Origin of the sequence: Stutzerimonas frequens (assembly GCF_024448335.1) — a bacterium.
Classification (GTDB): Bacteria; Pseudomonadota; Gammaproteobacteria; order Pseudomonadales; family Pseudomonadaceae; genus Stutzerimonas; species Stutzerimonas frequens.
The window spans coordinates 166457-192099 of record NZ_JAMOHM010000006.1 but is presented as its reverse complement, the minus strand read 5'-3'; the positions used below and the strand labels follow the sequence as shown (position 1 = coordinate 192099).

General features: G+C 62.8%; 32 protein-coding genes. 17 read left to right on the top strand and 15 right to left on the bottom strand.

The genetic code is table 11. The annotated features are described in order from the left end of the window. The first annotated feature begins 5 nt into the window (after window positions 1-5). The 3 genes from glpK to glpD all read left to right on the top strand — a co-directional run bounded on the left by glpK (window position 6) and on the right by glpD (window position 4211). A complete protein-coding gene (gene glpK / locus NAO55_RS11025; protein WP_102840888.1) occupies window positions 6-1514 on the top strand; it encodes a glycerol kinase GlpK in 1509 nt (502 codons plus the stop codon). A gap of 132 nt (window positions 1515-1646) precedes the next feature. After that, window positions 1647-2405 carry a DeoR/GlpR family DNA-binding transcription regulator gene (locus tag NAO55_RS11020; protein ID WP_102840887.1) on the top strand — a complete coding sequence of 253 codons (759 nt, stop codon included), beginning with the start codon at window positions 1647-1649 and terminating at the stop codon, window positions 2403-2405. Window positions 2406-2675: 270 nt separating this feature from the next. Then, window positions 2676-4211, top strand: a complete 1536-nt coding sequence (gene glpD, locus NAO55_RS11015; protein ID WP_102840886.1) for a glycerol-3-phosphate dehydrogenase — start codon at window positions 2676-2678, stop codon at window positions 4209-4211. Window positions 4212-4230: 19 nt separating this feature from the next. Here glpD and NAO55_RS11010 read toward each other — a convergent pair whose 3' ends face one another. Further along, window positions 4231-4518, bottom strand: a complete 288-nt coding sequence (locus NAO55_RS11010) for a cell division protein ZapA (protein ID WP_102840885.1) — start codon at window positions 4516-4518, stop codon at window positions 4231-4233. Continuing rightward, the gene (locus NAO55_RS11005; protein WP_102840884.1) at window positions 4515-4745 is read right to left on the bottom strand and encodes a hypothetical protein; all 231 of its coding nucleotides are present in this window, start codon (window positions 4743-4745) and stop codon (window positions 4515-4517) included. The genes NAO55_RS11010 and NAO55_RS11005 overlap by 4 nt, the downstream gene beginning before the upstream one ends. Before the next feature lie 154 nt (window positions 4746-4899). Between NAO55_RS11005 and NAO55_RS11000 the strand changes: the two genes are divergently transcribed. From NAO55_RS11000 to NAO55_RS10990, 3 genes are all read left to right on the top strand, one after another. Then, window positions 4900-5181 carry a peptidylprolyl isomerase gene (locus tag NAO55_RS11000; protein ID WP_003299288.1) on the top strand — a complete coding sequence of 94 codons (282 nt, stop codon included), beginning with the start codon at window positions 4900-4902 and terminating at the stop codon, window positions 5179-5181. 119 nt (window positions 5182-5300) lie between these two features. After that, entirely contained in the window at window positions 5301-5669 is a 369-nt protein-coding gene (locus NAO55_RS10995) for a SpoIIAA family protein (RefSeq protein WP_063543880.1), read from the top strand. Between the two features lie 94 nt (window positions 5670-5763). After that, a complete protein-coding gene (locus NAO55_RS10990) occupies window positions 5764-6228 on the top strand; it encodes a DUF3597 domain-containing protein (protein ID WP_102840883.1) in 465 nt (154 codons plus the stop codon). Between the two features lie 42 nt (window positions 6229-6270). Here NAO55_RS10990 and NAO55_RS10985 read toward each other — a convergent pair whose 3' ends face one another. From NAO55_RS10985 to NAO55_RS10975, 3 genes are all read right to left on the bottom strand, one after another. Then, window positions 6271-6684 carry an HPF/RaiA family ribosome-associated protein gene (locus NAO55_RS10985; protein ID WP_102840882.1) on the bottom strand — a complete coding sequence of 138 codons (414 nt, stop codon included), beginning with the start codon at window positions 6682-6684 and terminating at the stop codon, window positions 6271-6273. Window positions 6685-6989: 305 nt separating this feature from the next. Next, window positions 6990-7250, bottom strand: a complete 261-nt coding sequence (locus NAO55_RS10980) for a hypothetical protein (RefSeq protein ID WP_013982374.1) — start codon at window positions 7248-7250, stop codon at window positions 6990-6992. A gap of 176 nt (window positions 7251-7426) precedes the next feature. Continuing rightward, window positions 7427-8230: an inositol monophosphatase family protein gene (locus NAO55_RS10975; RefSeq protein WP_102840881.1), complete on the bottom strand. Its 804-nt coding sequence runs from the start codon at window positions 8228-8230 to the stop codon at window positions 7427-7429. 189 nt (window positions 8231-8419) lie between these two features. On the opposite strand from NAO55_RS10975, the gene NAO55_RS10970 reads away from it, so the two are divergent. After that, entirely contained in the window at window positions 8420-8815 is a 396-nt protein-coding gene (locus NAO55_RS10970) for a DUF3597 domain-containing protein (RefSeq protein ID WP_063543870.1), read from the top strand. A 46-nt stretch (window positions 8816-8861) separates the two neighbouring features. On the opposite strand, the gene NAO55_RS10965 is transcribed toward NAO55_RS10970, so the two are convergent. Continuing rightward, window positions 8862-9098, bottom strand: coding sequence for a DUF2789 domain-containing protein (locus tag NAO55_RS10965; protein ID WP_011912753.1), 237 nt, complete (start codon window positions 9096-9098; stop codon window positions 8862-8864). Between the two features lie 116 nt (window positions 9099-9214). On the opposite strand from NAO55_RS10965, the gene NAO55_RS10960 reads away from it, so the two are divergent. Beyond that, the gene (locus tag NAO55_RS10960; protein ID WP_102840880.1) at window positions 9215-10147 is read left to right on the top strand and encodes a 2-hydroxyacid dehydrogenase; all 933 of its coding nucleotides are present in this window, start codon (window positions 9215-9217) and stop codon (window positions 10145-10147) included. A gap of 26 nt (window positions 10148-10173) precedes the next feature. On the opposite strand, the gene NAO55_RS10955 is transcribed toward NAO55_RS10960, so the two are convergent. Both NAO55_RS10955 and dgt read right to left on the bottom strand, forming a co-directional pair. After that, the gene (locus tag NAO55_RS10955) at window positions 10174-11382 is read right to left on the bottom strand and encodes an ammonium transporter (RefSeq protein ID WP_102840879.1); all 1209 of its coding nucleotides are present in this window, start codon (window positions 11380-11382) and stop codon (window positions 10174-10176) included. Window positions 11383-11685: 303 nt separating this feature from the next. Continuing rightward, window positions 11686-13182: a dGTPase gene (gene dgt, locus NAO55_RS10950; RefSeq protein WP_102840878.1), complete on the bottom strand. Its 1497-nt coding sequence runs from the start codon at window positions 13180-13182 to the stop codon at window positions 11686-11688. A 106-nt stretch (window positions 13183-13288) separates the two neighbouring features. Here dgt and NAO55_RS10945 point away from each other — a divergent pair, with 106 nt between their 5' ends. The 3 genes from NAO55_RS10945 (at window position 13289) to NAO55_RS10935 (ending at window position 14437) form a co-directional block, all read left to right on the top strand. After that, the gene (locus NAO55_RS10945) at window positions 13289-13486 is read left to right on the top strand and encodes a hypothetical protein (protein WP_102840877.1); all 198 of its coding nucleotides are present in this window, start codon (window positions 13289-13291) and stop codon (window positions 13484-13486) included. Then, window positions 13483-14172 carry an MOSC domain-containing protein gene (locus tag NAO55_RS10940; protein WP_102840876.1) on the top strand — a complete coding sequence of 230 codons (690 nt, stop codon included), beginning with the start codon at window positions 13483-13485 and terminating at the stop codon, window positions 14170-14172. Before NAO55_RS10945 ends, NAO55_RS10940 begins: the two co-directional genes overlap by 4 nt. Before the next feature lie 130 nt (window positions 14173-14302). After that, the gene (locus tag NAO55_RS10935; protein ID WP_256070182.1) at window positions 14303-14437 is read left to right on the top strand and encodes a hypothetical protein; all 135 of its coding nucleotides are present in this window, start codon (window positions 14303-14305) and stop codon (window positions 14435-14437) included. A 38-nt stretch (window positions 14438-14475) separates the two neighbouring features. On the opposite strand, the gene NAO55_RS10930 is transcribed toward NAO55_RS10935, so the two are convergent. Further along, window positions 14476-15360 (bottom strand): EamA family transporter, encoded by an 885-nt coding sequence (locus NAO55_RS10930; protein WP_102840875.1) that lies wholly within the window; start codon window positions 15358-15360, stop codon window positions 14476-14478. A gap of 201 nt (window positions 15361-15561) precedes the next feature. Here NAO55_RS10930 and NAO55_RS10925 point away from each other — a divergent pair, with 201 nt between their 5' ends. Continuing rightward, window positions 15562-16260, top strand: coding sequence for a YebC/PmpR family DNA-binding transcriptional regulator (locus tag NAO55_RS10925; protein ID WP_102840874.1), 699 nt, complete (start codon window positions 15562-15564; stop codon window positions 16258-16260). Window positions 16261-16356: 96 nt separating this feature from the next. Continuing rightward, the gene (locus tag NAO55_RS10920) at window positions 16357-16701 is read left to right on the top strand and encodes a YajD family HNH nuclease (RefSeq protein ID WP_102840873.1); all 345 of its coding nucleotides are present in this window, start codon (window positions 16357-16359) and stop codon (window positions 16699-16701) included. A 22-nt stretch (window positions 16702-16723) separates the two neighbouring features. Here the strand turns inward: NAO55_RS10920 and NAO55_RS10915 are convergent, their stop codons facing one another. Further along, window positions 16724-17155, bottom strand: coding sequence for a universal stress protein (locus NAO55_RS10915; protein ID WP_102840872.1), 432 nt, complete (start codon window positions 17153-17155; stop codon window positions 16724-16726). A 136-nt stretch (window positions 17156-17291) separates the two neighbouring features. Between NAO55_RS10915 and NAO55_RS10910 the strand changes: the two genes are divergently transcribed. The 3 genes from NAO55_RS10910 to NAO55_RS10900 all read left to right on the top strand — a co-directional run bounded on the left by NAO55_RS10910 (window position 17292) and on the right by NAO55_RS10900 (window position 19254). Then, window positions 17292-17732: a group II truncated hemoglobin gene (locus NAO55_RS10910; protein ID WP_102840871.1), complete on the top strand. Its 441-nt coding sequence runs from the start codon at window positions 17292-17294 to the stop codon at window positions 17730-17732. Window positions 17733-17908: 176 nt separating this feature from the next. Then, window positions 17909-18457 carry a non-canonical purine NTP pyrophosphatase gene (locus tag NAO55_RS10905; RefSeq protein ID WP_063543848.1) on the top strand — a complete coding sequence of 183 codons (549 nt, stop codon included), beginning with the start codon at window positions 17909-17911 and terminating at the stop codon, window positions 18455-18457. 5 nt (window positions 18458-18462) lie between these two features. Beyond that, window positions 18463-19254 (top strand): SIR2 family protein, encoded by a 792-nt coding sequence (locus NAO55_RS10900; protein WP_063543846.1) that lies wholly within the window; start codon window positions 18463-18465, stop codon window positions 19252-19254. Between the two features lie 77 nt (window positions 19255-19331). Here the strand turns inward: NAO55_RS10900 and NAO55_RS10895 are convergent, their stop codons facing one another. Together NAO55_RS10895 and NAO55_RS10890 are read right to left on the bottom strand one after the other, a co-directional pair. After that, window positions 19332-19847: a hypothetical protein gene (locus NAO55_RS10895; RefSeq protein WP_102840870.1), complete on the bottom strand. Its 516-nt coding sequence runs from the start codon at window positions 19845-19847 to the stop codon at window positions 19332-19334. A gap of 225 nt (window positions 19848-20072) precedes the next feature. Then, window positions 20073-22010 (bottom strand): sodium:solute symporter family protein, encoded by a 1938-nt coding sequence (locus tag NAO55_RS10890; RefSeq protein WP_102840869.1) that lies wholly within the window; start codon window positions 22008-22010, stop codon window positions 20073-20075. Between the two features lie 154 nt (window positions 22011-22164). Here NAO55_RS10890 and NAO55_RS10885 point away from each other — a divergent pair, with 154 nt between their 5' ends. Beyond that, a complete protein-coding gene (locus NAO55_RS10885; protein WP_102840868.1) occupies window positions 22165-23001 on the top strand; it encodes a GNAT family N-acetyltransferase in 837 nt (278 codons plus the stop codon). Window positions 23002-23017: 16 nt separating this feature from the next. On the opposite strand, the gene NAO55_RS10880 is transcribed toward NAO55_RS10885, so the two are convergent. From NAO55_RS10880 to NAO55_RS10870, 3 genes are all read right to left on the bottom strand, one after another. After that, window positions 23018-23155 carry a hypothetical protein gene (locus NAO55_RS10880; RefSeq protein ID WP_166082484.1) on the bottom strand — a complete coding sequence of 46 codons (138 nt, stop codon included), beginning with the start codon at window positions 23153-23155 and terminating at the stop codon, window positions 23018-23020. 527 nt (window positions 23156-23682) lie between these two features. Continuing rightward, window positions 23683-24678 carry an RNA polymerase sigma factor RpoS gene (rpoS, locus tag NAO55_RS10875; protein ID WP_063543840.1) on the bottom strand — a complete coding sequence of 332 codons (996 nt, stop codon included), beginning with the start codon at window positions 24676-24678 and terminating at the stop codon, window positions 23683-23685. Window positions 24679-24776: 98 nt separating this feature from the next. After that, a complete protein-coding gene (locus NAO55_RS10870; RefSeq protein WP_102840958.1) occupies window positions 24777-25583 on the bottom strand; it encodes a peptidoglycan DD-metalloendopeptidase family protein in 807 nt (268 codons plus the stop codon). Window positions 25584-25643: the final 60 nt, after the last annotated feature.

The window sequence follows — 25643 nt, the reverse complement described above, 5'->3', positions numbered from 1 at the left end:
TCGCCATGAGCAACCAGAACAAGCAATTCATCGTCGCCCTCGACCAGGGCACCACCAGTTCCCGCGCCATCGTGCTGGACCGCAACGCCAACGTGGTGACCATCGCCCAGCGCGAGTTCGCGCAGATCTACCCGCAACCGAGCTGGGTCGAGCATGACCCCATGGAAATCTGGGCGACCCAGAGCGGCGTGTTCGTCGAAGCCCTGGCCCAGGCCGGCATCACCAACGAGCAGGTGGCGGCCATCGGCATCACCAACCAGCGCGAGACCGCCATCGTCTGGGACAAGATAACCGGCCGTCCGATCTACAACGCCATCGTCTGGCAGAGCCGCCAGAGCACGCCGATCTGCGACCAGCTCAAGCGCGACGGCATGGAAGAGCACATCCGCAAGACCACCGGCCTGGTGATCGACCCCTACTTCTCCGGCACCAAGATCAAGTGGATTCTCGATCACGTCGAAGGCAGCCGCGAACGCGCTCGCCGTGGCGAGCTGCTGTTCGGCACCGTCGACTGCTGGCTGATCTGGAAGATGACCCAGGGCAATGCCCACGTCACCGACTACACCAACGCGTCGCGCACGCTGCTGTTCGATATCCACAAGCTGGACTGGGACCCGGTGATGCTCGAAGCGCTGGACATTCCCCGCGAGATGCTGCCGGAGGTGCGCTCATCCTCGGAAGTTTACGGCCACGCCTATATCGGTTCCGGCCAGAGCACCGGCATTCCCATCGCGGGCATTGCCGGCGATCAGCAAGCCGCGCTGTTCGGCCAGATGTGCGTCGAACCCGGGCAGGCCAAGAACACCTACGGCACCGGCTGCTTCCTGCTGATGAATACCGGGACCAAGGCAGTGCAGTCCGAACATGGTCTGCTGACCACCATCGCCTGCGGGCCGCGGGGCGAAGTGAATTACGCGCTGGAAGGCGCCATCTTCAATGGCGGGTCCACCGTGCAGTGGCTGCGTGACGAACTGAAGGTGCTCAACGAATCGCTGGATTCGGAGTACTTCGCCACCAAGGTGCCGGACAGCAACGGCATCTACCTCGTGCCGGCGTTCACCGGCCTTGGCGCGCCCTACTGGGACCCGCGTGCCCGCGGCGCACTGTTCGGCCTGACCCGCGGGGTCAAGGTCGATCATCTGATCCGTGCTGCGCTGGAATCCATCGCCTACCAGACCCGCGACGTGCTCGACGCCATGCAGCAGGATGCCGGCGAGCGCCTGCGCGCTCTGCGTGTGGACGGCGGCGCCGTGGCCAACAACTTCCTCATGCAGTTCCAGGCCGACCTGCTCGGCACCCAGGTCGAACGCCCACAGATGAAGGAAACCACGGCTCTTGGTGCGGCCTACCTGGCCGGGCTGGCGACCGGTTTCTGGAGTGACCTCGACGAATTGCGCAGCAAGAGCAGCATCGAGCGCGTGTTCGAACCGGCGTGCGGAAGCGAACAGCGCGAAGCGCTCTATCGCGGCTGGCAGAAGGCGGTCGAGCGCACCCGCAACTGGGCCGAGGACTGAGAGGCCCACCCCGCGCCTGCCCGCGACCGGGTCGCAGGCAGGCGCGGTATTGCGCGAATTCGAACAAAGCGCGCTTTAATCGAACGTCAGACTGGGGCATGCTTCCGCCACCACCGCGAACAAGGAAGCCCCATGAGCCTGGCGCCCCGACAGCAGAACATTCTCGAACTCGTGCGCGAACGCGGCTATGTGAGCATCGACGAACTGGCCCGGCATTTCGCCGTCACCCCGCAGACCATCCGCCGCGACATCAATCAGCTGGGCGATGCCGGCCTGCTGCGGCGCTACCACGGCGGCGCGGCCCACGACTCCAGCGTGCAGAACACTGCATACAGCCAGCGCGCGCATCAGATGCGTGACGAAAAACAGCGCATCGCCACCGCCATGGCCGCACGCATCCCCGACCAGGCTTCGCTGTTCATCAACATCGGCACCACCACCGAAGCCATCGCCCGCGCCCTGCTCAACCATCGCGATCTGAAGATCATCACCAATGACCTGCATGTGGCGAGCATCCTCAGCACCAAGGAAGACTTCGATGTGTTGATCGCAGGCGGCAACGTGCGCAGCGACGGCGGCGTGGTGGGCCAGGCGACCGCAGACTTCATCAGCCAGTTCAAGGTCGATTTCGCCTTGATCGGCATCAGCGGCATCGACGAGGACGGCACCCTGCTCGACTTCGACTACCAGGAAGTCCGCGTCTCCCAGGCGATCATCCATAACGCACGCAAGGTCTTCCTCGCCGCGGACTCCAGCAAGTTCGGCCGCAGCGCCATGACCCGGCTCGGCTCCCTGGAGCAGATCGACTGCCTGTTCACCGACTCGGCACCTTCCGAGGTATTCGCCGAGCTGCTGGCCCGCCACAAGGTGCAAGTGGAGATCGCCGAGTAGGTTCGGCGGCAGCTCGTCCGCGGGCAATCCCGCTCGCGCAGTAATGACCGAACGCTGGCAACGGATTCGAGCGCTTACGGGCAGGCTGAATCTGGCCGGGCGACGCTACGCGATCCCTCACGACTGCCGAACATCGACAACCAACCAGAATCGCAAGGTTCGAATATTTTCTTTTTTATCTATTTCCGAACATTTTTGCTTTCACACGGATTCTTTTGCGAATAGCATGTTCAAAACCGAACATGACCTTTCGTTTTCGAGGAGAAGCCCGTGCCCCATTCCGCCCAGCCCGTCTCCGAGCTCTATGACGTCGCCGTGATCGGCGGCGGTATCAATGGCGTCGGTATCGCTGCCGATGCAGCTGGTCGCGGGCTGTCTGTGTTCCTTTGCGAACGCGACGACCTGGCCAGCCATACGTCATCGGCCAGCAGCAAGCTCATCCACGGTGGTTTGCGCTATCTGGAGCACTATGAGTTCCGCCTCGTCCGCGAGGCACTGGCCGAGCGTGAAGTGCTGCTGGCCAAGGCACCGCATATCGTCAAGCCGATGCGCTTCGTGTTGCCCCACCGTCCGCACCTGCGCCCGGCGTGGATGATCCGTGCCGGTCTTTTTCTTTACGACAACCTGGGCATGCGCAAGAAGCTGCCGGCATCGCGGGGTTTGCGTTTCGGAAGCGATAGCCCGCTCAAGCCGGCGATCACCCGTGGTTTCGAATACTCGGACTGCTGGGTTGACGACGCGCGGCTGGTGGTGCTCAACGCCATGGCGGCACGGGAGAAAGGCGCGCACATCCATACCCGCACCCAGTGCCTGAGCGCCAAGCGTGCTGGCGGCATCTGGCATGTCGAGCTGCAGCGCGAGGACGGCAGCCGCTTCTCGCTAAAGGCCAAGGCACTGGTCAATGCGGCCGGTCCCTGGGTCGCACAGTTCATCGGCGAAAACCTGCAACAGCGCTCGCCGTACGGCATCCGTCTGATTCAGGGCAGTCACATCATCGTGCCCAAGCTGTATGAAGGTGAGCAGGCCTACATCATGCAGAACGAGGATCGGCGCATCGTCTTCGCCATCCCCTACCTGGATCGTTACACCATGATCGGCACCACCGACCGCGAATACCGTGGCGACCCGGCCAAGGTGAGCATCAGCGAGGAGGAGATCGCCTACGTACTGGGCGTGGCCAACACGCACTTTCGCAAGCAGCTCGAGCCCAGGGACATCGTGCATACCTTTGCCGGCGTCCGGCCGCTGTGCGACGACGAATCGGATAACCCGTCCGCGGTTACCCGCGACTACACCCTGTCGCTGGCGGCGGAAGAAAAGCAGGCACCGCTGCTCTCGGTGTTCGGCGGCAAGCTCACCACCTACCGCAAGCTCGCCGAGTCGGCGATGGTGCAGCTCAAGCCGTTCTTCCCGGCCATGGGTGAAAGCTGGACGGCACAGGCCGCACTGCCTGGCGGTGAAGGCATGAGCACGGCCGACGCGCTCGCCGAAGAGCTGGTAGCCAAGGTACAGGGGCTGAAACTACCGCTGGCCAAGCGCTGGGCCACCCTCTACGGCAATCGGGTGTGGCGCATGCTGGGCGAAGTGCGCTCGCTCGATGCACTGGGCGAGGATCTCGGCCAGCAGTTGTACACGCAGGAAGTCGACTACCTGCGGCGCGAGGAGTGGGCAACCCATGTGGATGACATCCTCTGGCGCCGCACCAAGCTCGGGCTGGCCTTCAGCGAGCCGGAAATGGCTTGCCTGCAGCGTTACCTGACAGAGCGGCCGGTCAGCGAAAACACGCGCAGCAGCGACGCAGCCTGAGGCAGCCTGAGGCAGCCGCTCAGCCCTGCGCCGCGAGCTGCTGACTGATACGGGCAACGCTGGCAGCGATGCGTTGCTCGACATCCTGCATCTGCTCGTTCTGTTGCAGCAGCGGCACGCAGAGATTGAGCGCAGTCAGCACTAGCAGCTTGTCGCCCGTGGCGTTAGGAAACTGCCGCTGGCTATCGGCCAGATGCTGCTGCAGCAAGGCCGCCGCCTCCTGCAGCAGAGCATCCTGGCTGGGCGGCGCGCGGAACGAGTATTCGCGGCCGAATACCCTGAGCACCTGAACGCCATCCGCCGTCATCCGGCGCTACTACTGCCAGCTGCACGCTCCACCAGCGCCTGCAGCCGCGCCAGGGTAGCGCCCTGCCGGTCTTCCTGCTCTAGCGCAGCCAGCTGCAGATTGTCGTTCTCCTCACGTGCCTGCTGCAGCTGCTGCTCGAGCAAGACACAGTGCTCGCTGAGGCTCTGGTTGCGCTGCAGCAGATCGTTGATGACGTTTTCAAGTTGCGCAAGGGTGCTATCAAGCATGGAGCGTTTTCCGGGTCCGATGAAAAAGCGCGCGAGAGTACCCGAAAGGAAGGTCGCCGGGGGCCTTCATTAAGCCTTCAATGCCACGCGGCCCGATCGCCAATACCACAGGTTTGCGGTAGCCTCGGCAGCCTATCTGAAGAGGAGAGTCCCCATGGCACGCGCTACCGCCCGCCACATCCTGGTTTCCACCGAAGCCAAGTGCAATGAACTGAAAGCCGCCATCGAAGGCGGTGCCGACTTCGCCGAAGTCGCCAAGGAAAACTCCACCTGCCCATCCAGCCGTCAGGGCGGCGACCTGGGTTCGTTCGGCCCCGGCCAGATGGTCAAGGAATTCGACACCGTCGTGTTCAGCGCCCCGCTGAATCAGGTGCAAGGCCCGGTGAAGACCCAGTTCGGTTATCACCTGCTGGAAGTGACCAGCCGCCAGGACTGATTGAAGCGTCTCCCCGCGCCTGCTGCGTGGGGAGACGCCAGGCTGCGCCCTCCCTTCCCCTCGCGGTTCGTCATTTCCGGCCTATCCTCTAGAGCAGACCCAACTGCGAGGAAAGGCTCATGTTCCGAGTGACACGCGTCGCCCCCGACCGTATCGATGTCATCCTGTCCGGCAGGCTTGACAGTGACGCCATGCGCGCAGCGCTGGACGACCTGTTGTTCAAGTCCGAGGGCATCAATCACGGGCGGATGCTGTATCGCATCGACGAATTCGACCTACCGACCCTCGGTGCGGTGGCGGTCGAACTGTCACGGCTGCCGCAACTGTTTCGCTTCATCCGCCGCTTCGATCGCTGTGCCGTGATCGCCGGCAAGGACTGGTTGCGCCGGATCAGCGAAGTCGAGGGGCTGCTGATTCCCGGGCTGACCATCAAGGCGTTCGACTTGCATCAGGAAAGCGACGCCCTGACCTGGCTCGAACACGGCTGAACGCCCGCAGGGGTTCATCCGACCTGTGGCTACGAATGGGTTGCCCCGGTTCGCTGTCGAACGCTCACACTCGACAGCACGGAGGAACCGCCCCATGGGACTTTTCGACACGATCAAAGCAAAGCTTGGCCTCGGCGACGTCTCCAACGAGACGCAGCGCAAGGCGGACGTTCCACCGGCCGATGCCGGACGGTCGAACGCGGAGGGCATCACGCTGGACAACGACAGGCCCTCTACCACAAGCAATGCCACAACCGCCCCGAACATGGACCTGAACAGCCCGTCGGCCACACAAAAGGGGGTGAATGTCGTTGCACAGCTGGAAGGCAAGGCAGCTCAGCACCCGGAAGCTCTGAACTGGCGTACCTCGATCGTCGACCTGCTCAAGCTGCTTGGCCTCGACAGTAGCCTGGAGGCCCGTCGGCAGCTGGCGACCGAGCTGGGCTGCCCACCGGAGCAGATGGCCGATTCGGCCCAGATGAACATGTGGCTTCATCGCGAGGTGATGAAGCGTCTCGCCGAGCATGACGGCAGCATACCGCCTGAACTACTGGGTTGATTAGCGAAGGGCCTTCCGCATGGAAGGCCCTGATCGGGAGGGTTATGCGTTGCGGACCTGCTCGTCCGCGAGGAAATCTTCCTCGAGCAGTGCGTCACGACCGGCTACGGCGCCGTCGATCATTTGCGGTTGCGCACCGGAGCGCTTGCTGCGCAGCTTGCCAAACTGGTGACCGAGGGCGTTGTTCAGCTTGTCGACGGCACCATCGAGTGCCAGCTCCAGGGACTCGGCCTTGTGCGTCACAGAAATCGGCTGCAGCCCCTTCGGTCGTGCTTCGATCTGGCAGCGCTTGTCGTGCGCGCCTGCCTTGTCTCCGTTTTCGTCATTGAGATGAACAACGACTCGCGTCAGCTCGTCATCGAAGCGATCCAGCCGGCTGGCGACACTGGCGCTGACCCAATCGGCGAGACGGGCACTGCCTTCGATGTGGTTATCGCTGTGAACCTGGATTTGCATAAGTCGTCCTTACTTCCGCTTATGAGCACCACCGTTGCCGGTGGCTTGCTGATAGCTATGCCACCGTTTGGATCATTAAGCAATGCGCCAAATGTCGCCGAACCTTTCCTGGGCCATGGCGCGACACGGCGTTGCACTCCATAAGGTCGGGGGATCGCTGCCGTTCTCGGCATTAGTTTGAACAATGCCGACAGGGCTGCCTCGCCCGGAGAGTGCAGCGGAGGTAGAGCGAAGTGCTATTGGCGTGATCCAGGGCAACGAAAGACGCACCGGACGAAACCGTCCGGTGCGCGGTAGCGCAAGCGTCAGGCAGCCTTCTGAAACAGCTCGCGCCCATGGTCGAGGTGCTGATCCACCAGCCACTTGCCGTGGGCAATGGACAGCCGCTGGGCCTTGTCCAGTTCGTCCATGAACGCATGTTCGAGTGGCAGCGGCAGGCGGCGGGTGACGTGTCCGTCGGGGGCGGTAATCCGGCAACCGCCGGCCCAGGGCGTCGAGGTGCCAGGATATTCCATCACTTCGGCGGTGATGATGTGATCGCGGTAGGTGCATTGCATCATGGTCATGATCGTTACCTCGCTATGTGCGGGCAGCCATCGATCATGCAGGTTGACTCGGGCCTGATGGCTGCCGGAATTCCCCCTTGTCAGAGCGGGCCAGGCGGATAGGCTGGCCCTCGGTGCGTCACATCGGTATAGCACAGTCTGCCGACCGCGCCTGCGCGGATCGACGAACGTGCCGCTCATGCATCCAGCGAAGGGCCGATCAGTTTGGCCAGCTGGCTGTATACCCCGGGCGCCGCCACCAGATATGGATTGCCTCGCAGCAGACCGTCGTTACGGAAGAAGTCGTTGCGCAGGCCACCCGCTTCGGCCACCAGCACCAGGCCGGCCAGGCAGTCCCAGCTCTTGAGCTCGGTCTCGTAGTAACCGATCAGGCGACCCGCAGCGACGTAGGCGGTCATCAGCGCGCCGGAGCCGTTGCGGATGAACATGCCGCCTTCGGCCAGCAGTTTTTCCAGAAACGGAATGAAATGTTCCTTGCCGCGCGGATGGAAGGTGCCAGCGCCGGTCAGCCCCTCGCACACGTGGGTCGCGGTGCTGGCTCTGAGCGGCGTCTCGTTGACGTAGGCACCGCGGCCGAGGCAGCCATGGAAGAGTTCGTCGTGGTTCGGATCGGCGATCGCGCCGACGTGCGGTTCGCCGTCGACCAGCAGGCCGATGGAGACGCACCAGTTGTGCAGGCCGTTGACGAAGCAGGCGGTGCCGTCGATGGGGTCGATGACCCAGACGCAACGTGCCTTGAGATCGGCCGAGCCGCTCTCCTCACCGAGAAAGCCGTCTTCGGGAAAACGTTCGGCGAGCCACCCGCGAATGAAGTCCTCGATGCGCTTGTCGGCGATGCTGACCACGTCCTGGCGATCGCTGCCCTTGTGCTCCACATCCAGTGTCTCGCGCTGACGGTAGTAGGTCATGCCGAGCTGCGCAGCTTCCAGTGCAAGGCTCTTGGCGCAGGCATAACGGGCGTCGATGTCGAGGTTGCTCATGGCGGATTTCCCGGGCAAAAGCGGCATTCTAGACAGGCGTGGAGCACAGCACGAGGGCGGCGGGCGCGGCGAGCCAGTCAACCACGAGCTTGGCGGACGCACCGCTCGCTTCAGGCGCGACTAATCGAAGCGCCGGCGGTCCTAATTGCGAGCCACGGCTCACGTATCCACGCAGACAGGAGAATATCCATGGGCTTGTTCAATTCGATTCTGGAAAAGATCGGCATCGGCCGGGCGCACGCCACGCCTGACAGCAGCGCACCCACGACCCCGCCGGAAGCCTCCACAGGCGGCGCCGGGGCGCCCACGACGCCTGCCGTGGATCAGGTTGACGTGGCGGCCAAGCTCGATGGCATGGCCAACAACCACCCGGAAAAGCTCAACTGGCGCACCTCCATCGTCGATCTGCTCAAGCTGCTGGGCCTCGACAGCAGCCTCGCAGCGCGCAAGGAGCTGGCCACCGAACTCGGCTGCCCGGCGGACAAGATGGGCGACTCGGCGCAGATGAACATGTGGCTGCACAAGGCGGTGCTCAAGCGGCTGGCCGAGAACGGCGGCAACGTGCCGGCCGATCTGCTGGACTGAGCGGGAGGAACGCAAGCTGCGGTCGCTGCCGCAGCCTGCGAGGCGATCAGTGCTCGTGCAGACGCACGTTCAGCTCGTCGACGATGGGCGCCCATTCGGCGTCCTCGACCCATTCGTCACGCAGGAACGCGCGCTGCGACTCGTTCCAGAACGGCGCATCAGCCAGACGGACGTCCTCCGGCAACCGGCCGTGCTTGGCGATGAAGGCATCGATGCTGGCAGGATCGGATTCCAGGCCGAGCTGTTCGAACAGGGTGCCGAGGTCTTTGTTGGGCAGTTCCATGGGATTCTCCTTGGGCTTGGTCGATTGAACGGATGCCACTTGCGCGCTCCGTGACTCGCCTATTCAGAGACTCCGCGGCTGACTACAGTTCCGCTTCGCCCACCTGGAGCCATTCAATGGACCTATTGCTCTGCGGCAGCTTCGATAGCGACGAACGCGATGCCTGGCTCGCCGAACTGCAACGCGCCCTGCCCTATGCCTGCTGGCACCTGCAGGTCACGCCAGAGAACGCCGGGCGCATCGTTGCCGCTGTGGTCGCCAACCCGCCGCCGGGCGCGTTGCAGGGCTTGTCCAGACTGCGCCTGATCCAATCGCTGTGGGCCGGTGTCGATCGGTTGCTGGACGATCCCAGCCTGCCGGACGTGCCTCTGGCGCGCATGGTCGACCCGGCCATGAGCGCGGCCATGGCGGAAACCGCCTTGTGGGCGACGCTTTCCCTGCATCGCCGCTTCTTCGACTATGCGCAACAGCAACGCGATGGCGACTGGTACCCCCTGCCGCAGCGGCGTGCCGACGAGATCGAGGTGACCGTGCTGGGCATGGGCCAGATGGGCCGGACCTGTGCACGGCGGCTGCTGGAAACGGGTTACCGGGTGACCGGCTGGAACCTGCACGGTGGCGCCATCGCCGGCATGGCGCTGGAGCACGGCCTGGAAGCGCTGTGGCCGCTGCTGGCACGCAGTGACATCGTGATCAACCTGCTGCCTCTCACCGCACAGACCGCCGATCTGCTGGACCGACGGTTCTTCGCCGCCATGCGCCGCGGCGCTGCCCTGGTCAACCTCGCCCGTGGCCGGCACCTGGTGGAAGCCGACCTGCTGCAGGCGCTGGACAGCGGCCAGCTCGATCGTGCGGTGCTGGATGTGTTTCGCCAGGAGCCGCTGGCGACGGACCATCCGTTCTGGTGCCATCCGCGCGTGACGGTCCTGCCGCATAGCGCCGCGGCGACGGACATGCGCAGCGCCGCGTCGATCGTCGCGCAGAACCTGCAGGCCCTGCGCGACGGCCGGCCGATCAGCCATCTGGTGCAGCGCAAGCGCGGTTATTGAGCCGCGGCTTGCGCCAGCGCAGCGCCTCAGTCGTGGCTGAGCGCGCCGATGCGATGGATCGAGAGGTCCGCCCCGTTGAATTCTTCCTCCTGGCTGAGGCGAATGCCCATGGAGTGCTTGAGCAGGCCGTAGACGCCGAAGCCACCAACCAGTGCCACCAGCATGCCCAGACCGCTGCCGATCACCTGGCTGATCAGGCTGACGCCGCCGAGCCCGCCCAACGCCGCCTGGCCGAAGATGCCGCAGGCGATGCCGCCCCAGATCCCGCACAGACCGTGCAGCGGCCATACACCCAGCACGTCGTCGATTTTCCAGCGGTTCTGCGTGGCGGTGAACGCCCAGACGAACAGCGCCCCGGCAATCGCGCCGGTGGCCAGCGCACCGACCGGATGCATCAGATCGGAGCCGGCGCAAACCGCCACCAGCCCGGCCAGCGGGCCGTTGTGCAGGAAGCCCGGGTCGTTGCGGCCGGCCAGCCAGGCCGCGGCGGTGCCGCCCACCATCGCCATCAGCGAGTTCACTGCCACCAGGCCACTGATGCCTTCGATGGACTGCGCACTCATGACGTTGAAGCCGAACCAGCCGACGATGAGAATCCACGAGCCCAGCGCCAGAAACGGAATATTCGACGGGGCGAAGGCCACCAGCCGGCCGTCGCGGTAGCGGCCGTTGCGACGTCCGAGCAGGATGACCGCACCAAACGCCAGCCATCCGCCCATGGCGTGCACCACCACGGAGCCGGCGAAGTCATGGAAGGGTGCACCGAACTGGTGCTCCAGCCAGGCCTGGAAACCGAAATTGCCGTTCCAGATCAGCCCTTCGAAGAACGGGTAGACGAACGCCACGATCAACAGCGTCGCGCACAGCTGCGGACCGAAGCGCGCACGCTCGGCGATGCCGCCGGAGATGATTGCCGGAATCGCCGCAGCAAAGGTCAGCAGGAAGAACAACTTCACCAGGGCATAGCCGTGGTCGGCCACCAGCTGATCGGCCGGCTGCATGAACGTCACGCCATAGGCGATCCAGTAGCCGATGAAGAAGTACGCCAGGGTCGATACGGCGAAGTCAGTGATGATCTTCGACAGGGCATTGACCTGGTTCTTCAGCCGCACGGTCCCGACTTCGAGGAAGGCGAAGCCGGCATGCATGGCCAGCACCATCACCGCGCCCATCAGGAGGAACAGGGTATTGGAGCCATGGACCAGGGTTTCCACGGCGCTGTTGAGGTTTTCCATGGGTTACTACAGCCTCAGCGGGAATACGCACCAAAACGGTAATCGCCAGAGTGCGAATGCACCGAGATGCATCACCGCGCCCGCGACGACTACCGCCACCTGCAGCCGGAGCCTGCCTCGGTAAAATTGCCGAGGCACCATGAAACCTTTGTTTTCAACGGGTTATGGGAACTGCCGGGATTTCATCGTGCGCCATTGCGGGGCTTGCACGACGACTGCTGCACCAAGCCATAGCAATGCCTGTACCAAGCGCAGCGCTGAGCGCTGCCGAGACCGGCTTCAGCCTCATCGATCGACCTGGGCTCAGAGCGCCGACAGCGCGCGGTACTCGTCCTGGGCAAGCTGGTCGGTCATGCCGCTGATGAAGTCCTGCAGCATGCGGTTGCGGTAGTAGAACTCCCACAGCGGGCGATCGTCCGACGTCTCGGTATGGGGCTTGAGCGCCTCGTGATAGGCCTTGACCAGCTGATTGGGCAGCCGCCGCGCCAGCATCTGCAGATGCGGCTCGCTGCGACAGCCGCCGAGGGTTAGCGCGTCGAACACGGGCGCCGGCACGCGCAGCAACGGCGCATAGAAGTCCAGCAGTCCCTGGAGGATGCGATAGCCCTGCAGCTGCAGCGTTTCCACCTCGCGGTGGCAGAACACCTTGTCCATCGCCACATCCTTGAAGGTCTGCACGATGGCGTTGGGCAGGCTGTCGTCCTCAAGCAGGGCGCGGTCCAGCGTGCCGTGGTACACCGCTTCGATGTTGTCGATGAACTGACGGGCTGCGTGCTGCACCAGCGGGTGGATCATGTTCACCCGCAGCCAGATGAAGAACTCACCGGCCTTGTTGATCGGCTCCTTCTGCGCCCGCTCCAGGGCATAGCTGACCATGCTGCGGAAACTGCGCTCCGGACCGGGCACGGGCGCATCGACGTCGCCATGCAGGGCGAACTTGTCCAGCAGCAGCTGTGCCAGCTGCTCGATGCTGAAGATGCCCTTCTCCACCGAATCCTCGATGTCAGCCAGGCAGTAGGCAATGTCGTCCGCCGCCTCCATCACGTAGGCCAGCGGGTGGCGCGTGCAGGGCTGCATCTGGAGGGCCGCCTGCAAGGCCCGCACGAAGGGTTCTTCGGAGAGGTAGAAGCCGGGCTTCTTCTGCAGATAGGCGCCCGGCGTGCCTTTGTCCGGTCGCGGCATGTAGGCCGGGCGGACGTATTTGAGCAGGCCGGCGGTCTGGGTGTAGGTCAGGTTCAGGCGCTGCAGCGAGACCACCAGACGAATCGCCTGAGCGTTGCCCTCGAAGTGGTTGAGGTCATCGAGCATGCGCTGGCGTAGCCCGGTGTCGCCCTGCCCTGGCGGCACGGCAGCGGCGAACAGTTCATCCAGGTGGCGCTCGAACCATTCGCCGATGGCGTATTCACCGAAATGGCCGAATGGCGGATTGCCGATGTCATGCATCAGGCAGGTCATCTCCACCAGGCTCTCCAGTGCCGCCTCCAGCCCATCCAGGCCGAACGCTGCGGCACGGCTGCCAAGCTGCTTGTAGAGCGTACGGACGATGAAGCGGCCGGTCTGCTGCACCTCCAGCGAGTGGGTCAGGCGGCTGCGCACTGCGGCATTGCGCTCCAGCGGGAAAACCTGCGTCTTCTGCTGCAGACGGCGCACCGCCGCTGAATTGATGATGCGCCCGCGATCGCTTTCCAACTGGTCGATCACTGCGCCCAGATTACCTTCGCTGGCGCGCAGGCCGGGCTCGGCCTTGCCGTAAGGGCGTTGACGGGAAATCTTGTGCTTGAAGTTCACGGACTCCGGCATGCATCGTTCTCATGGCGCGAAAAACAGCCATGGAGCCTAACGCGGGCGGTCCGGGTTTACCATCGCCACCCACCCTGCCAGCCAGAACCCTACGACGGAGACAGCCGTGAGTCGTGCCGACTTTCATCACCAGAACGCCGAGCGGGCCAGTGCCGAAGCCCAACGCCTGATCGAGCAGCGCGCTGCCCTTGGCTCGCGCTGGCTGGATTGGGTCGCTGGAGAGCTGTATCGCCTGAGCCCGCCGGAGTATGCCTCGATGGTGCGCCGCGAACTCGAACGCTTGGCGCAGGCAGCGCAGCCTTGAACGATTCATGGACGGTCAGCGGCCCGCTGCTGTGCCCAGCATTCTCGCCGCTACCGGACAGCCGCAAGGCCACCGCGATGGACAAGCGACCGGCAGACGTCCCACTCTGGCTGGACCGAGATGGCCTCCAAGGCGACCGTATCGCCGACCGGCGCTTTCATGGCGGGCCGGATCGCGCCCTGTGCCATTACCCGACGCAACACTATGTGTACTGGGCGCAGCGCTTTCCACAGCTGCGCACGCGGCTGGGCCTCGGTGCCTTCGGCGAGAATCTGGGCGGCAAAGACCTGGACGAAGCGCAGCTGTGCATCGGTGATCGCCTGCGCTGGGGCGATGCGCTGATCGAGGTGAGCCAGCCCCGCTCACCTTGCATCCGCCTGGACAGCCGTCATGGCGTGCGCAGCCTGGCGCGCGAGCTGTCCGCGAGCGGCCGCACCGGCTGGCTTTATCGGACCCTGGAGCCCGGCAGCGTGCGTCCTGGCGACACCCTGCAACTGCTGGAACGGCCCCACCCCGAAATCAGCGTCGCCTTCTTGTGGCGCTGCTTTCTAGATCCCGCACTCGCGGACGAAACCCTGCTGCGACTGGCCGAGCTGCCGTCGCTTGCAAGGTTCTACCGGCAGGCATTCGGCCAGCGCCATGACGCTCGACGCGGCCAACGGGACCAGCAGCGGCTGTTCGACTGACAGCCGTGCAAAGCGGTGCAGCAGTGCCATACTGCAGCGGTCGGACGGGCCCGGGACGACGTTGGCAAGCGCCAACGACCGCCCCGGCCGCGACAGCATAGGTCCAGCCACGCAATCAGAGGTGATCACCATGAGCAAGGGAATGGACGCGAAGAAGAACAGCAAGAAAAAACCGCTGAAAACTGCGCAAGAGAAGCGCATGGCCAAGCGCGACAAGAAGAGCGGCTCCACCACGCTGCTCGGCACCCACGCCGCCACCCACTGAAACGACCGTCTCGAACGCCCGGCTGGATGCCGGGCGCTTCAGGCTCGGGCCAGGCGCAGCCGGCCGAACAGCCAGCCTCCCCACACATTGACCACCAGCCCGATCATCACCAGCAGGGCACCGGCCAGTTGCAACGAGGCCAGCCGCTCGCCCAGCAGAATGCTGGCCGAGGTCAGCCCCACCACCGGCACCAACAGCGAAAACGGCGCCACCTGGCTCGCCGGATAGCGCGACAGCAACCGGCTCCACAGGCCATAACCGAGAATGGTCGCGCCGAAGGCCAGGTACACCAGGACCAGAATCGTCTGCCAGCCGATGCCACGCAGCGCCGCCTCGATCACGCCCGGTCCCTCCAACCATAAAGACAGCGCGAGAAACGGCAACGGCGGCACCAGGCTGCCCCACACCACCAGCCCGACCAGATTCACCTTGCCGACCTTGCGCGTGACGATATTGCCCAGCGCCCACATCGAAGCAGCGCAGATGGTCAGCAGGAACCCACCAAGGGTCATGCCCAGCCCGCTTTGCGCGCCGATCAGCGCAAGGCCGCAGGCCGCGATCACCAGGCCCAGCAGGTTGGCCGCGCGCAAGCGTTCACCGAGAAACAGCGCAGCGAAGAACAGCGTGAAGAACGCCTGGGATTGCAGCACCAGCGACGCCAGACCCGCAGGCATGCCGTGCTTCATGGCGGTGAAGAGAAAGGCGAACTGGCCCAGCGAGATGGTCAGCCCGTAGGCCAGCATCCAGCGCAGCGGCACCTGCGGCCGTCTGATGAAGAACACCGCCGGCACCGCCGCCAGCATGAATCGCAGAGCACCGAGCAACATGGGCGGCACGTCGTGCAGGCCGACCATGATGACCACGAAGTTCATTCCCCAGACGACGATGACCACCAGTGCGAGCAGCAGGTCTCGAGGCGACATGACGACGCACCCTGTAATGAAAAGATTCATTAGAGCCGCGCATCCGCTCTGCCGCTCCATACAGTGAGCACCGAATTGGCCGGCACAGTCCGGGTTGGCCGCCGATCGGGCCGACCTCGTCCTCACCCGGTACCGGCGACGAAACCCACAGCGACGCTATAGAATTCGCGCCTGTTTCCCTCACATGAGACGAGTACGAGCATGGGCGCACAGTGGAAAGCGAAGCATAAGGAAGCGGCGGCGAACGCCAAGGGCAAGGTCTTCGGCAAGCTGTCGAAGGAAATCATGATCGCAGCCCGCAGCGGTGCCGACCCCGACATGAACCCGCGTCTGCGTCTGGTCGTCGAGCAGGCCAAGAAGGCCTCCATGCCGAAGGACACCCTGGAGCGCGCCATCAAGAAAGGCGCCGGCCTGACCGGCGAAGTGGTGCATTACGAGCGCACCCTGTACGAAGGCTTCGCCCCGCATCAGGTGCCGCTGATCGTCGAATGCCTGACCGACAACGTGAACCGCACCGTCGCCGAAATCCGCGTGCTGTTCCGCAAGGGCCAACTGGGCTCCTCCGGTTCAGTGAGCTGGGATTTCGACCATGTCGGCATGATCGAAGCCGTGCCCGCAGGCGACGCCGACCCGGAAATGGCCGCCATCGAGGCTGGTGCTCAGGATTTCGAGGCGGCCGACGAAGGCGCCACGCTGTTCATTACCGAGCCGACCGACCTCGACGCCGTGTGCAAGGCCCTGCCGGAACACGGCTTTACCGTGCAAGCGGCGCAGCTGGGCTATCGACCGAAGAATCCGGTCAGTCTGTCCGGTGCCGAGCTGGAAGAGGTCGAGGCCTTCCTCGAGGCCATCGATGCCCATGACGACGTGCAGAACGTCTACGTCGGCTTGGCGGGCTGATACCCATCGTCTTTACTAGGTTCTGTTGACATTCGGTTAGCGGCCCCGCCGTCACCGGATGTCATCGACAATCCAAGCAGCCGGCGAGTATTCACCATGAGCAGTAGCAAACCCACCACGCCCTACAGCCAGCGCGAGCAGGGCTACCGGGAAAAGGCCCTGAAGATGTATCCCTGGGTCTGCGGGCGGTGCGCGCGGGAGTTTTCCGGCAAGCGCCTGAGCGAGCTGACGGTCCATCACAAGGACCACAACCACGACAACAACCCCGAGGACGGCTCCAACTGGGAGCTGCTGTGCCTCTACTGTCACGACAACGAGCATTCCCGCTATACCGACAACCAGTACCAGGCCGAAGCCCGGCCGGGCAGTGACCTGGGGCCGAAAGAGACCTTCAAGGCCTTCGCCAACCTGGCCGACCTGCTCAAGGGCAAGCAGAGCTGATCGGCCTGGGCGACGCGCCCTTCTACTTGACCAGCAGTACCGGGACCGAAACCTCGTGGATCACCCGGTTCGCCACCGAGCCCAACACCAGGCCGGTGAAGCTGCCCAGGCCGCGGGTGCCCATCACCACCGTGTCACAGCCCAGCCGCTTGACCGCATCGTTGATCTGCTCGGCGACGTTGCCGAGCTGGGTGTGGGTCTCGCAGGTCAGCCCACCGGCCTGCAACATTGCCGCTGCCTCGTCGAGCACGCTACGGGACTTGGCCATCAGGCTGTTGTTGACCTCGTCGATCATGGCCGAGGTGACGTACTCGCCATAGATGATCGGCTCGTGCTGAACGTTGACCACGTGCACCTGCAGCGCCATTCCGGTATCCCGGGCCAGATCGACGACATACTGCAGGGCGCGCTTGGAGTTGTCCGAACCATCGTATGCAACCAGAAGCCTGCGCATTTCCTGTCTCCGCTGTTGGGTAGGTTTTCAGCTTAGACCAGCTGCCGCTGCGTCGTGGCCACTGCTTGCACTTGTCTTGATCTGGCACAAGCGCGCATTATCCCGCGCGCCTTTTTCTGTGCCGGAGACGCAGCTGATGAATCCCGATCAACGTCCCGTTTTCGGCGTCGCTGACGCCTCGTTCCAGGCTGCCGGCGGCGAAGCGGGCCTGCAGCGGCTGGTGGCCGATTTCTATCGGGTGATGGACGAAGCGCCCGAGGCCTCGAGCGTTCGCGCGATGTACCCGGCGGATGTCAGCGAAGCTGCCGATCGGCTGGCCAGCTTCCTGTGCGGCTGGCTGGGTGGGCCGAAACGCTACGCCGAAAAATATGGCGCCATCAGCATTCCGCAGTTTCATACCCGCTGGCCGGTCGGCGAAGCCGAACGCGACGCCTGGCTGTTCTGCATGGAGCAGGCGATCGCCAGGCAGCCCTACAGTCCGGAGTTTTCCGAGTACCTGCTACGTCAACTGCGAGTGCCGGCCGAGCGCATCCGCCAGGTGCAGGTCGCCTGCCCTGCCCAAACGGGCCACGGTTGATTACATCGGCGACGCCTGCCGCGCAGCGGCAATGCAGCCAAAGAGCCGCAAACCGAGCGCACCCTCTACGCTGAAATCCGCCGCAGAGGAGAACCGAGCCCTCCCCCTTGCGTCATACAAGCATGGGTAGACCAACGCGACACCCGTTCGCCGCGCAACCGGAGCTGGCTCGTTCGATGAAAATCCGCTTCGCGTCCATCAATCAGCAGAAGATCCGCGAGGTTCGCGAGATCCTCGAGCCCAGTGGAATCGAGGTGAAGCCCTTTCCGATCCGCATCGAGGAGTTGCGCACCGAAGACCTTTACCAGCTGGTCAGCGACAAGCTTCTGGTGGCGTTCAAGATGATCGGCAAGCCGGTGTTCGTCGAACATACCGGGCTGTTCATCAACAGTCTCAACGGCTTTCCCGGCGGCCTGACCCAGATATTCTGGGATCGCCTGCAGGCCGAACGCTTCTCCGAGCTGATCGGAAGGCTCGAGGACCCGGCGGCCGAAGCGCGAACCCTGATCGGCTACTGCGATGGGCGCAAGCGGCACTTCTTCGAAGGCGTGGTTCCAGGCCGCATCTCGCCGTCGCCCGCCGGTCATGGCGGCTTCGAGTGGGACGACGTATTCATCCCCGAAGGTCAGAACCAGACGTTCGCACAGCTGGGCACGCAGAAGAACGGCCTTTCCATGCGCCGCCGCGCGCTGGATGCCTTCGTTGCCTTTCTGCGGGAGTCCTGAAGCACATGGACCAACTGCGTGACGCCTACCGCAACAACCGGCTGATTCTCTTCGTCGGCTCCGGCGTCTCGGCCAACATCGGTCTGCCGCCATGGAAAGAGCTGATCGACGAGATCGCCGTGCAGCTCGACTACGACCCGGAGGTCTTTAACACCTACGGCAATTTCCTCGCCCTGGCCGAGTACTACCGGATCAAGAAAGGCAGCATCGGCCCGCTACGCAGCTGGATGGACCGTGAGTGGCACCGCAACATCGAGATCCGTGACTCCGAAATTCACCGGCTGATCGTGCACGGCCGGTTCCCGGCGATCTACACCACCAACTACGACCGCTGGCTGGAATACGCCCACGACGCTTATGCGGTGGATTACATCAAGATCGCCAACGCCAGCGACCTCACCAAGGCTCGCGATGGCGTCCGGCAGATCGTCAAGTTCCATGGCGATTTCGATGACGATGCCTCGATTGTGCTCGACGAGACCAGCTATTACCAACGGCTGCAATTCGAAACGCCATTGGATATCAAACTGCGCGCAGACACGCTGAGCAAGGCTGTTCTGTTTATCGGTTACAGCCTGTCGGATACGAATATCCGGCTGCTTTTCCACAAGCTGTCGAAGATATGGAACGAACATGAAACGTTGGGCGTTCGCCCTATTTCATATGTCTTCTCGCACAAGCCGAACCCGGTTCAGGAAGAAGTGTTGCGACAATGGGGGATTCGCATGATCGCATCAGAGGATGACGAACCTGGCATTGCACTCAGGAACTTTCTGCAACAGTTGGTGGAAAGCTAACTCAAGAAATAGGACAAGCGAAACGGCAACGGTGGAACAACTAGCGCGACGCCGTCGAGGCGCCGCGCAGGCTTCGATCAATAATTGAAGCCAATACCGATGCTGTAAAGGAACACGCCGTCATCATATCGATCCTGCGCATCGCTGCCGCTCTTGAACAGGAACTGATATTCCGCCATGGCGGTAATGAAGGTCTTGTCCTGTACCCAATACTTGAAGCCAACTTCCGGCCCCGCCATGAACGTCTCGTCCACCCGATCACCGTAGACACCGCCGATGCTGGCACCAATGAAAGGTCGCGCCTTGCCGGTACCGAAGTGATAGTCATAGAAGACCCGGGTCGAACCGTCGAACTTCACGCTCTCACCCTCGGTATCGCGCGCATTGACGGTTTGCCTTACACCCCACAGGGACGCTTCGCTCAAATACTGACCCCAACTTCCCTGTACGGAAAACACAGTATCGTCAAAGTCTTTGTCGCTGCTTCCTGCACCACCCAACGTGATTTCCTTGTCGCCGGTCATGGGTGCCGCTCCGGCAATAGCCGGAAGCATTGCGACAACCATTAAGGAAGTTTTGAAAAGTCGATTCATGACGGCACCTCTTATGCTTGTTTTCAATTACGCATTAACTCTGCGTAGGGGTGAGACAAGCATGTAAACCGGATGGTTGCCGAAAGAATCGACGAATGACCTGCATTTCATCAGAAATCACAGGAAAGTGTTTTAACAGGATGATTCTTATCGATTTATGACCTAAACAAATATCAATAAGCCATCAACTCCAATAGCAGTACGGTCAATTACGGCTTTGACTCTTCAGCGCGCCACATCCGCCTCTTCCGTATGTACTTCGGACGAGTGCTCGTCAGACTGTCGGTCGAAGTAATGGCTGAAAGCCAGATATATCCATACCGGCATCAACGCAAGCCCGACGACTACGCACGTCCAGGCCAGCACAGCACTGCCTTCGGGATCCGGAAACAGCAAGCGCCCGATGCCGACCAACAGGGTATATACGGACAGTGCCGTGACCGCGACGGCGAACAACCTGACGCCCAGCGCCTTGAGTGATTCCCTAGGATCAAAGCCACAGCGCGCCGCGGTTTTGCCCCAGAACCCGAAGGGCCGAACACGCCGATAGAAGCGGTCAAGGGTTTGCGTATCGGTTGCAGGCGTGACGAAGCTCACCAGAACCGCCGCACTGCAGGTCACGAGCGACATGATGCTCAGACGGACCCACTCGCGCTCCGGATCCGTGCCGAGGAAGTACAGCAGCAGGGGCGCGGTGATCAGCGAAAACACCATGGCCGTCAGCTCGGAATACAGGTTGATCCGCTCCCATAACCAGCGCAGCACCAGCACCGAGCCCATGCCGGCTCCAAACAGCAGCGAGATGAACCAGGCGGTCTGGATCGAACCGAGGTTAGCCATGATGATCATCGCGATCAGCAGGATGAGCACGTTGGACAGCCGCGCCACCAGCACCAGCTCCTTGTCCTTCGGCTTGCGCTTGAGCAGTTTCGGCGCAACCACGCCGCCGTAGACGTCGTTGCTCCAATAGGAGGCGCCCCAGTTCAGATGCGTGTCCACCGTCGAGGCGAGCGCCGCCAGCAGCCCCACCAGCATCAGGCCACGGAAGCCCGGCGGCAGCAACTCATCGATGCCGGTGACGAACAGCGCCTCGCGAGCGGCAGTGAAGCCGTCCCCGCTCATGTCTTCGGGGCTGAACGGATAGAGCACCAGCAGGCCGATGGCGATCGCCAGCCAGAACAGGCTGCGCAGGAAGATCTGCAACCAGGTGAACACCAGCCCGGCGATGCGCGCTTCGCGGTCGGTCGGACAGGCCATGCTGCGCTGTGCCAGATAGCCGGTGCCATCGGAGTTCATCTGAAACAGCCACTGCAAACCGACGATCATCAGGAACGGCAAAAGCGCCTCGCCAGCGTTGCTGGGCGGTGCGAACGACAGCATCTTGCTGGCCTGCTCGCTACCGTACAGCTCGACGACACGGTCGGTAAGGCCGCCCAACCCGCCAGCGGCGTCGACCACGAACCAGGCGTAGGCCAGCGTGCCCAGCATCGCCACACTGAACTGCATGACGTCGGTCTGCACCACCGCGCGTAGGCCGCCGGTGATCGAATACATGGCGGTGAATGCCAGAATGAGCAGAATCGAGATGAGGTTGTTGGTACTGGTGGTCAGCTGATCGAGGTCCGTGATGCTCTCGCCCAGTTCGATGCCGCTTGCCTGAACCGCGCTCTGAATCATCCCGTAGGTGCCGCCCGGCAGCCATTCGTGCCAGGGCAGGAATACCTCGGCGATACGGATAGCGGCGACCAGTACCATCGCCAGCACCACGCAGTTGATTACCGTGCCGTAGTAGATCGCCTTGAACAACCGCAGCGGCACCACGGCTGGCCCGCTGTAGCGCACACGTGTCAGCTCCGCATCGGTCAACACGCCAGCACGGCGCCAGCCAGAGGCAAACACCCAGGCCAGCAGCAGAAAGGCCAGACCGTAGATCCATAACCGCCAAAGCGCAAACACACCGGCGGTGGCGACCAGGCCGCTGACCAGCAACGGCGTGTCGGCTGCGAATTGCGTCGCGGACATCGACACACCCGCGCGCCAGCCTTTGATGGTTCGGCCGGCCAAAAAGTACTCATGCAGACTCTGCGATGCCTTGCTGCGGGCGCGCATGCCCGCCGACAGGCCATAGAAGACAAACGCGAGCACGATCACTAAGTCCAACATCTTGTTATTCCTGTCGTTGGCGTACCTAAAGGGTGAGAGCCCGACGACCTGGGAAAAGATGCAGGGAGCGGATGAACGGCATGCCAGCGGGACAGGCTTTGGCGAACAAGTGGCAGACGCTAGACTGGCGTGATCGAAAACGCCCCGGACGGCCATGCCTGTACTCGAGTACCAGCGCTTACCCCAGCCGCAGAAGCCTCTGCTGGTCAGGTTCTATCGAACCCACCACAACCGCAACCGGGTGCGCCCCGAAGCCAGTTGCTGGGTTGCCAGATGTGGCGAGATCATCGCAGGCCTTTGCCTGACGCCGGTTGCCGATGGCCATTTCCTGACCGGACTACTGGTCAGCCCTGCCGAGCGCGGCCGCGGGATCGGTCAGGGGCTGGTGCGCCGGGCGCTGCGTTGCGTCTCAGGGCCGGTCTGGCTGTTCTGTAAACCGGAGCTGCAAGAGTTTTATGCCCGGCTCGGTTTCAGCGAGGCAGTACAGCTACCGCAAATGCTGGAAGATCGTCTTGCCCGTTATCGCCGCAGCAAGACCTTGATCGCTCTGACTCGTCGCCAGAAGGAAGACGCCATGCCCGACGCCACCCTGAATATCGCAATTGCCTGCCTGTTCGACGAACACGGACGGTTGCTGGTGGTACGCAAGCGCGGTACGCGCTTCTTCATGTTGCCCGGTGGCAAGGCCGAGCCAGGCGAAACCGCCTTGCAGACGCTCAGGCGAGAGCTGGCCGAAGAGCTGGCGCTCTCCCTGGAAGATCGAGATCTTGAGTCGCTAGGACAATTCCGGGCGCCGGCAGCCAACGAACCGAACCATCAGGTCCAGGCGCAAGTGTTCGTTGGACGCCTTCCGCACCCCGTCAGCGTTCAGGCAGAAATCGAAGAGATGGGCTGGCTGGATCTGGAACCCTGCCACCGTGATGACGTTGCGCCACTCTTACGGACACAGGTTCTGCCGGCCTTGCTCGAGCGCGCAGCCGCGCGCGCATGATCTGCCGAGCGCCAGCTCAAGGAGAGATCGGATCGCTGGCCGGGAAGGTTTCCTCGATGGCCTCGTCGAGCTGCTCTTCGTCCGCCTCATCAGGGCGCCGGGCTGCATCGTCCCGGTCCTCAGGCGACTGGTCATGCTGCTGATCACCGTTCATGTTGACCTCCGTGATGGCTGTTGAGCCTTAGGCCATGCGAGGGCAACTCGGTTCAGTCCACTTTTCTCAAGGCAAAAAAAGGGGCGGGATACGATCCCGCCCGCCTCCTTCCCTGTTCCCTTAATCCCTTCTCATCGTCCTGATGGCACCGCATCCTGCGATGATGCCTGACCTTCATCCTGAAGGCCGTGCTAATCCCTGAGCACGTGGGCGATATTAATGATCGCAGGGCCAAGGACAACTGCGTCAGGTCGCCACATTGCCCGCAGCCCGCGCCGAATGACCGATTAAAAACCATTAAAATTCAAAGGCTTACCACGATACTCACAAGTGAGTAGCGGTTCAGCGGGGGCTGCTACGTTGGCTTTGCTTACATCGCCTGTAAGTGAATGCTTACAAACGATATCGATGAAGTGGAAACCCAGAACGATTGGCTTAAGTCGATCGCACGAAGCCATTACCGTCTGGGCAGGCATACGAACAAGCCGCTGCGCCGACCGGGGCCTCCGGCCGACGCAGCGTTGCGCTCACTGGAAAAGCGCGTCGCTGGACAACCCGTTGCGCTCGAGAATCTCGCGCAGGCGGCGCAACGCCTCGACCTGGATCTGGCGCACGCGCTCGCGCGTAAGACCGATCTCCTGGCCGACTTCCTCCAGCGTCGAAGCCTCGTGCCCACGCAACCCGAAGCGACGGATGACGACCTCGCGCTGCTTCTCGGACAAATCCGACAGCCACTGATCGATACTGGCCGACAGATCGTCATCCAGCAGCAGTTCGCATGGGTCGGTTGGTCGATCGTCAGTAAGCGTATCGAGCAATGTCTTGTCGGTATCCGGTCCGAGCGAGACGTCCACTGAGGTGACCCGCTCATTGAGGCCGAGCATGCGCTTGACCTCGCCGACCGGCTTCTCGAGCAGGTTGGCGATCTCTTCGGGACTGGGTTCGTGATCGAGTTTCTGCGTCAGTTCGCGAGCCGCGCGCAGATAGACGTTCAGCTCCTTGACCACATGGATCGGCAGGCGAATCGTCCGGGTCTGGTTCATGATGGCCCGCTCGATAGTCTGCCGGATCCACCAGGTCGCGTAGGTCGAGAAACGGAAGCCGCGCTCCGGATCGAATTTCTCCACCGCACGGATCAGCCCGAGATTGCCCTCCTCGACCAGATCAAGCAGGGACAGGCCGCGGTTGACATAGCGCCTGGCGATTTTCACCACCAGTCGCAGGTTGCTTTCGATCATGCGCTTGCGCCCCGCCGGATCGCCTTTCTGCGCAAGACGCGCGAAATGCACTTCTTCTTCGGGGGTCAGGAGGGGGGAGAAACCGATTTCGTTGAGGTACAACTGGGTCGCATCTAGCGCCCGGTTGTAATCGATGAACTTGTGCTGTTTGCTGGATGCGGCCTTGGGTCTGCCTGCACCGGCAGCCTTGGTCACTTTGTCTTTCTGGTCGAAGTGGATGGGCGTTTCCATGAGCAGAACCGCATCGTCGACGTCAAACTCCAGCGCTTGGTCTTTAAGTGCCATTATTCTTGTCCTGTTCCGAGTTCGACAACAGGCCCAAGCGACGCGGGTCCTTGGCTACGCTCAAGCCTAACCTAGTGCTGGAACAGGCAGGCGACAGGTCAACGTCTTGGCAGATATTGCAGCGGGTCTACGGGTTTACCCTGGCGACGAATTTCGAAATGCAGCTTCACCCGGTCGGTTCCCGTCGATCCCATCTCGGCAATACCTTGCCCAGCCTTGACTTGTTGGCCCTCCCGCACCAGCAGCCTGCGGTTGTGTCCGTAGGCGCTTACATAGGTATCGCTGTGCTTGATGATCACAAGTTCGCCGTAACCCCGTAATCCACTGCCGGCGTACACAACAGTCCCATCAGAAGCAGCCAGAACAGGCTGTCCTAATTCCCCAGCGATATCAATTCCTTTATTCAAACTACCGTTTGAGGAAAAACGACCGATGATCGTGCCGTTCGCCGGCCATGCCCAACCGCTCGCCGAGCGGGCTACAGGGGTAACTGGCGTACGTGCCTGCGGACTGGACGGCGGGCTTGGCTGGGTGCTGATCGCCGGCTGACGGGAAACCGGGTTGGCGACCACGACCGGGGTAGATGGCGCCGGCTTGGGCGCTGGCTGGGGCCGTGGCGCGGCGGCCGCTACTCGAGCGCTGCTGCCACTGAAGCGGATCTTTTGCCCAGGATAGATAACATGCGGTGGCTGGATGCCGTTCACACGTGCCAGCTCACGCCAGTCCCAGCCGAAGCGGAACGCGATGGACCAGAGCGTATCGCCGCGCCGCACGATGTACTGGCCGCTGGTGACCTTGTCACGCTGGTTGCGGTCGACGACCTGCACGCCTCCCCCTTGGGGCGACGACGCACAACCGACCAGCGTTCCGGCAATCACCAGAACACCGAGCATCGAACGGACCATGGGGTCGCGCATCCACCGCGGTACTGCTGTGAGCCTCAATGCCCGCTCCCTTTCATAGAC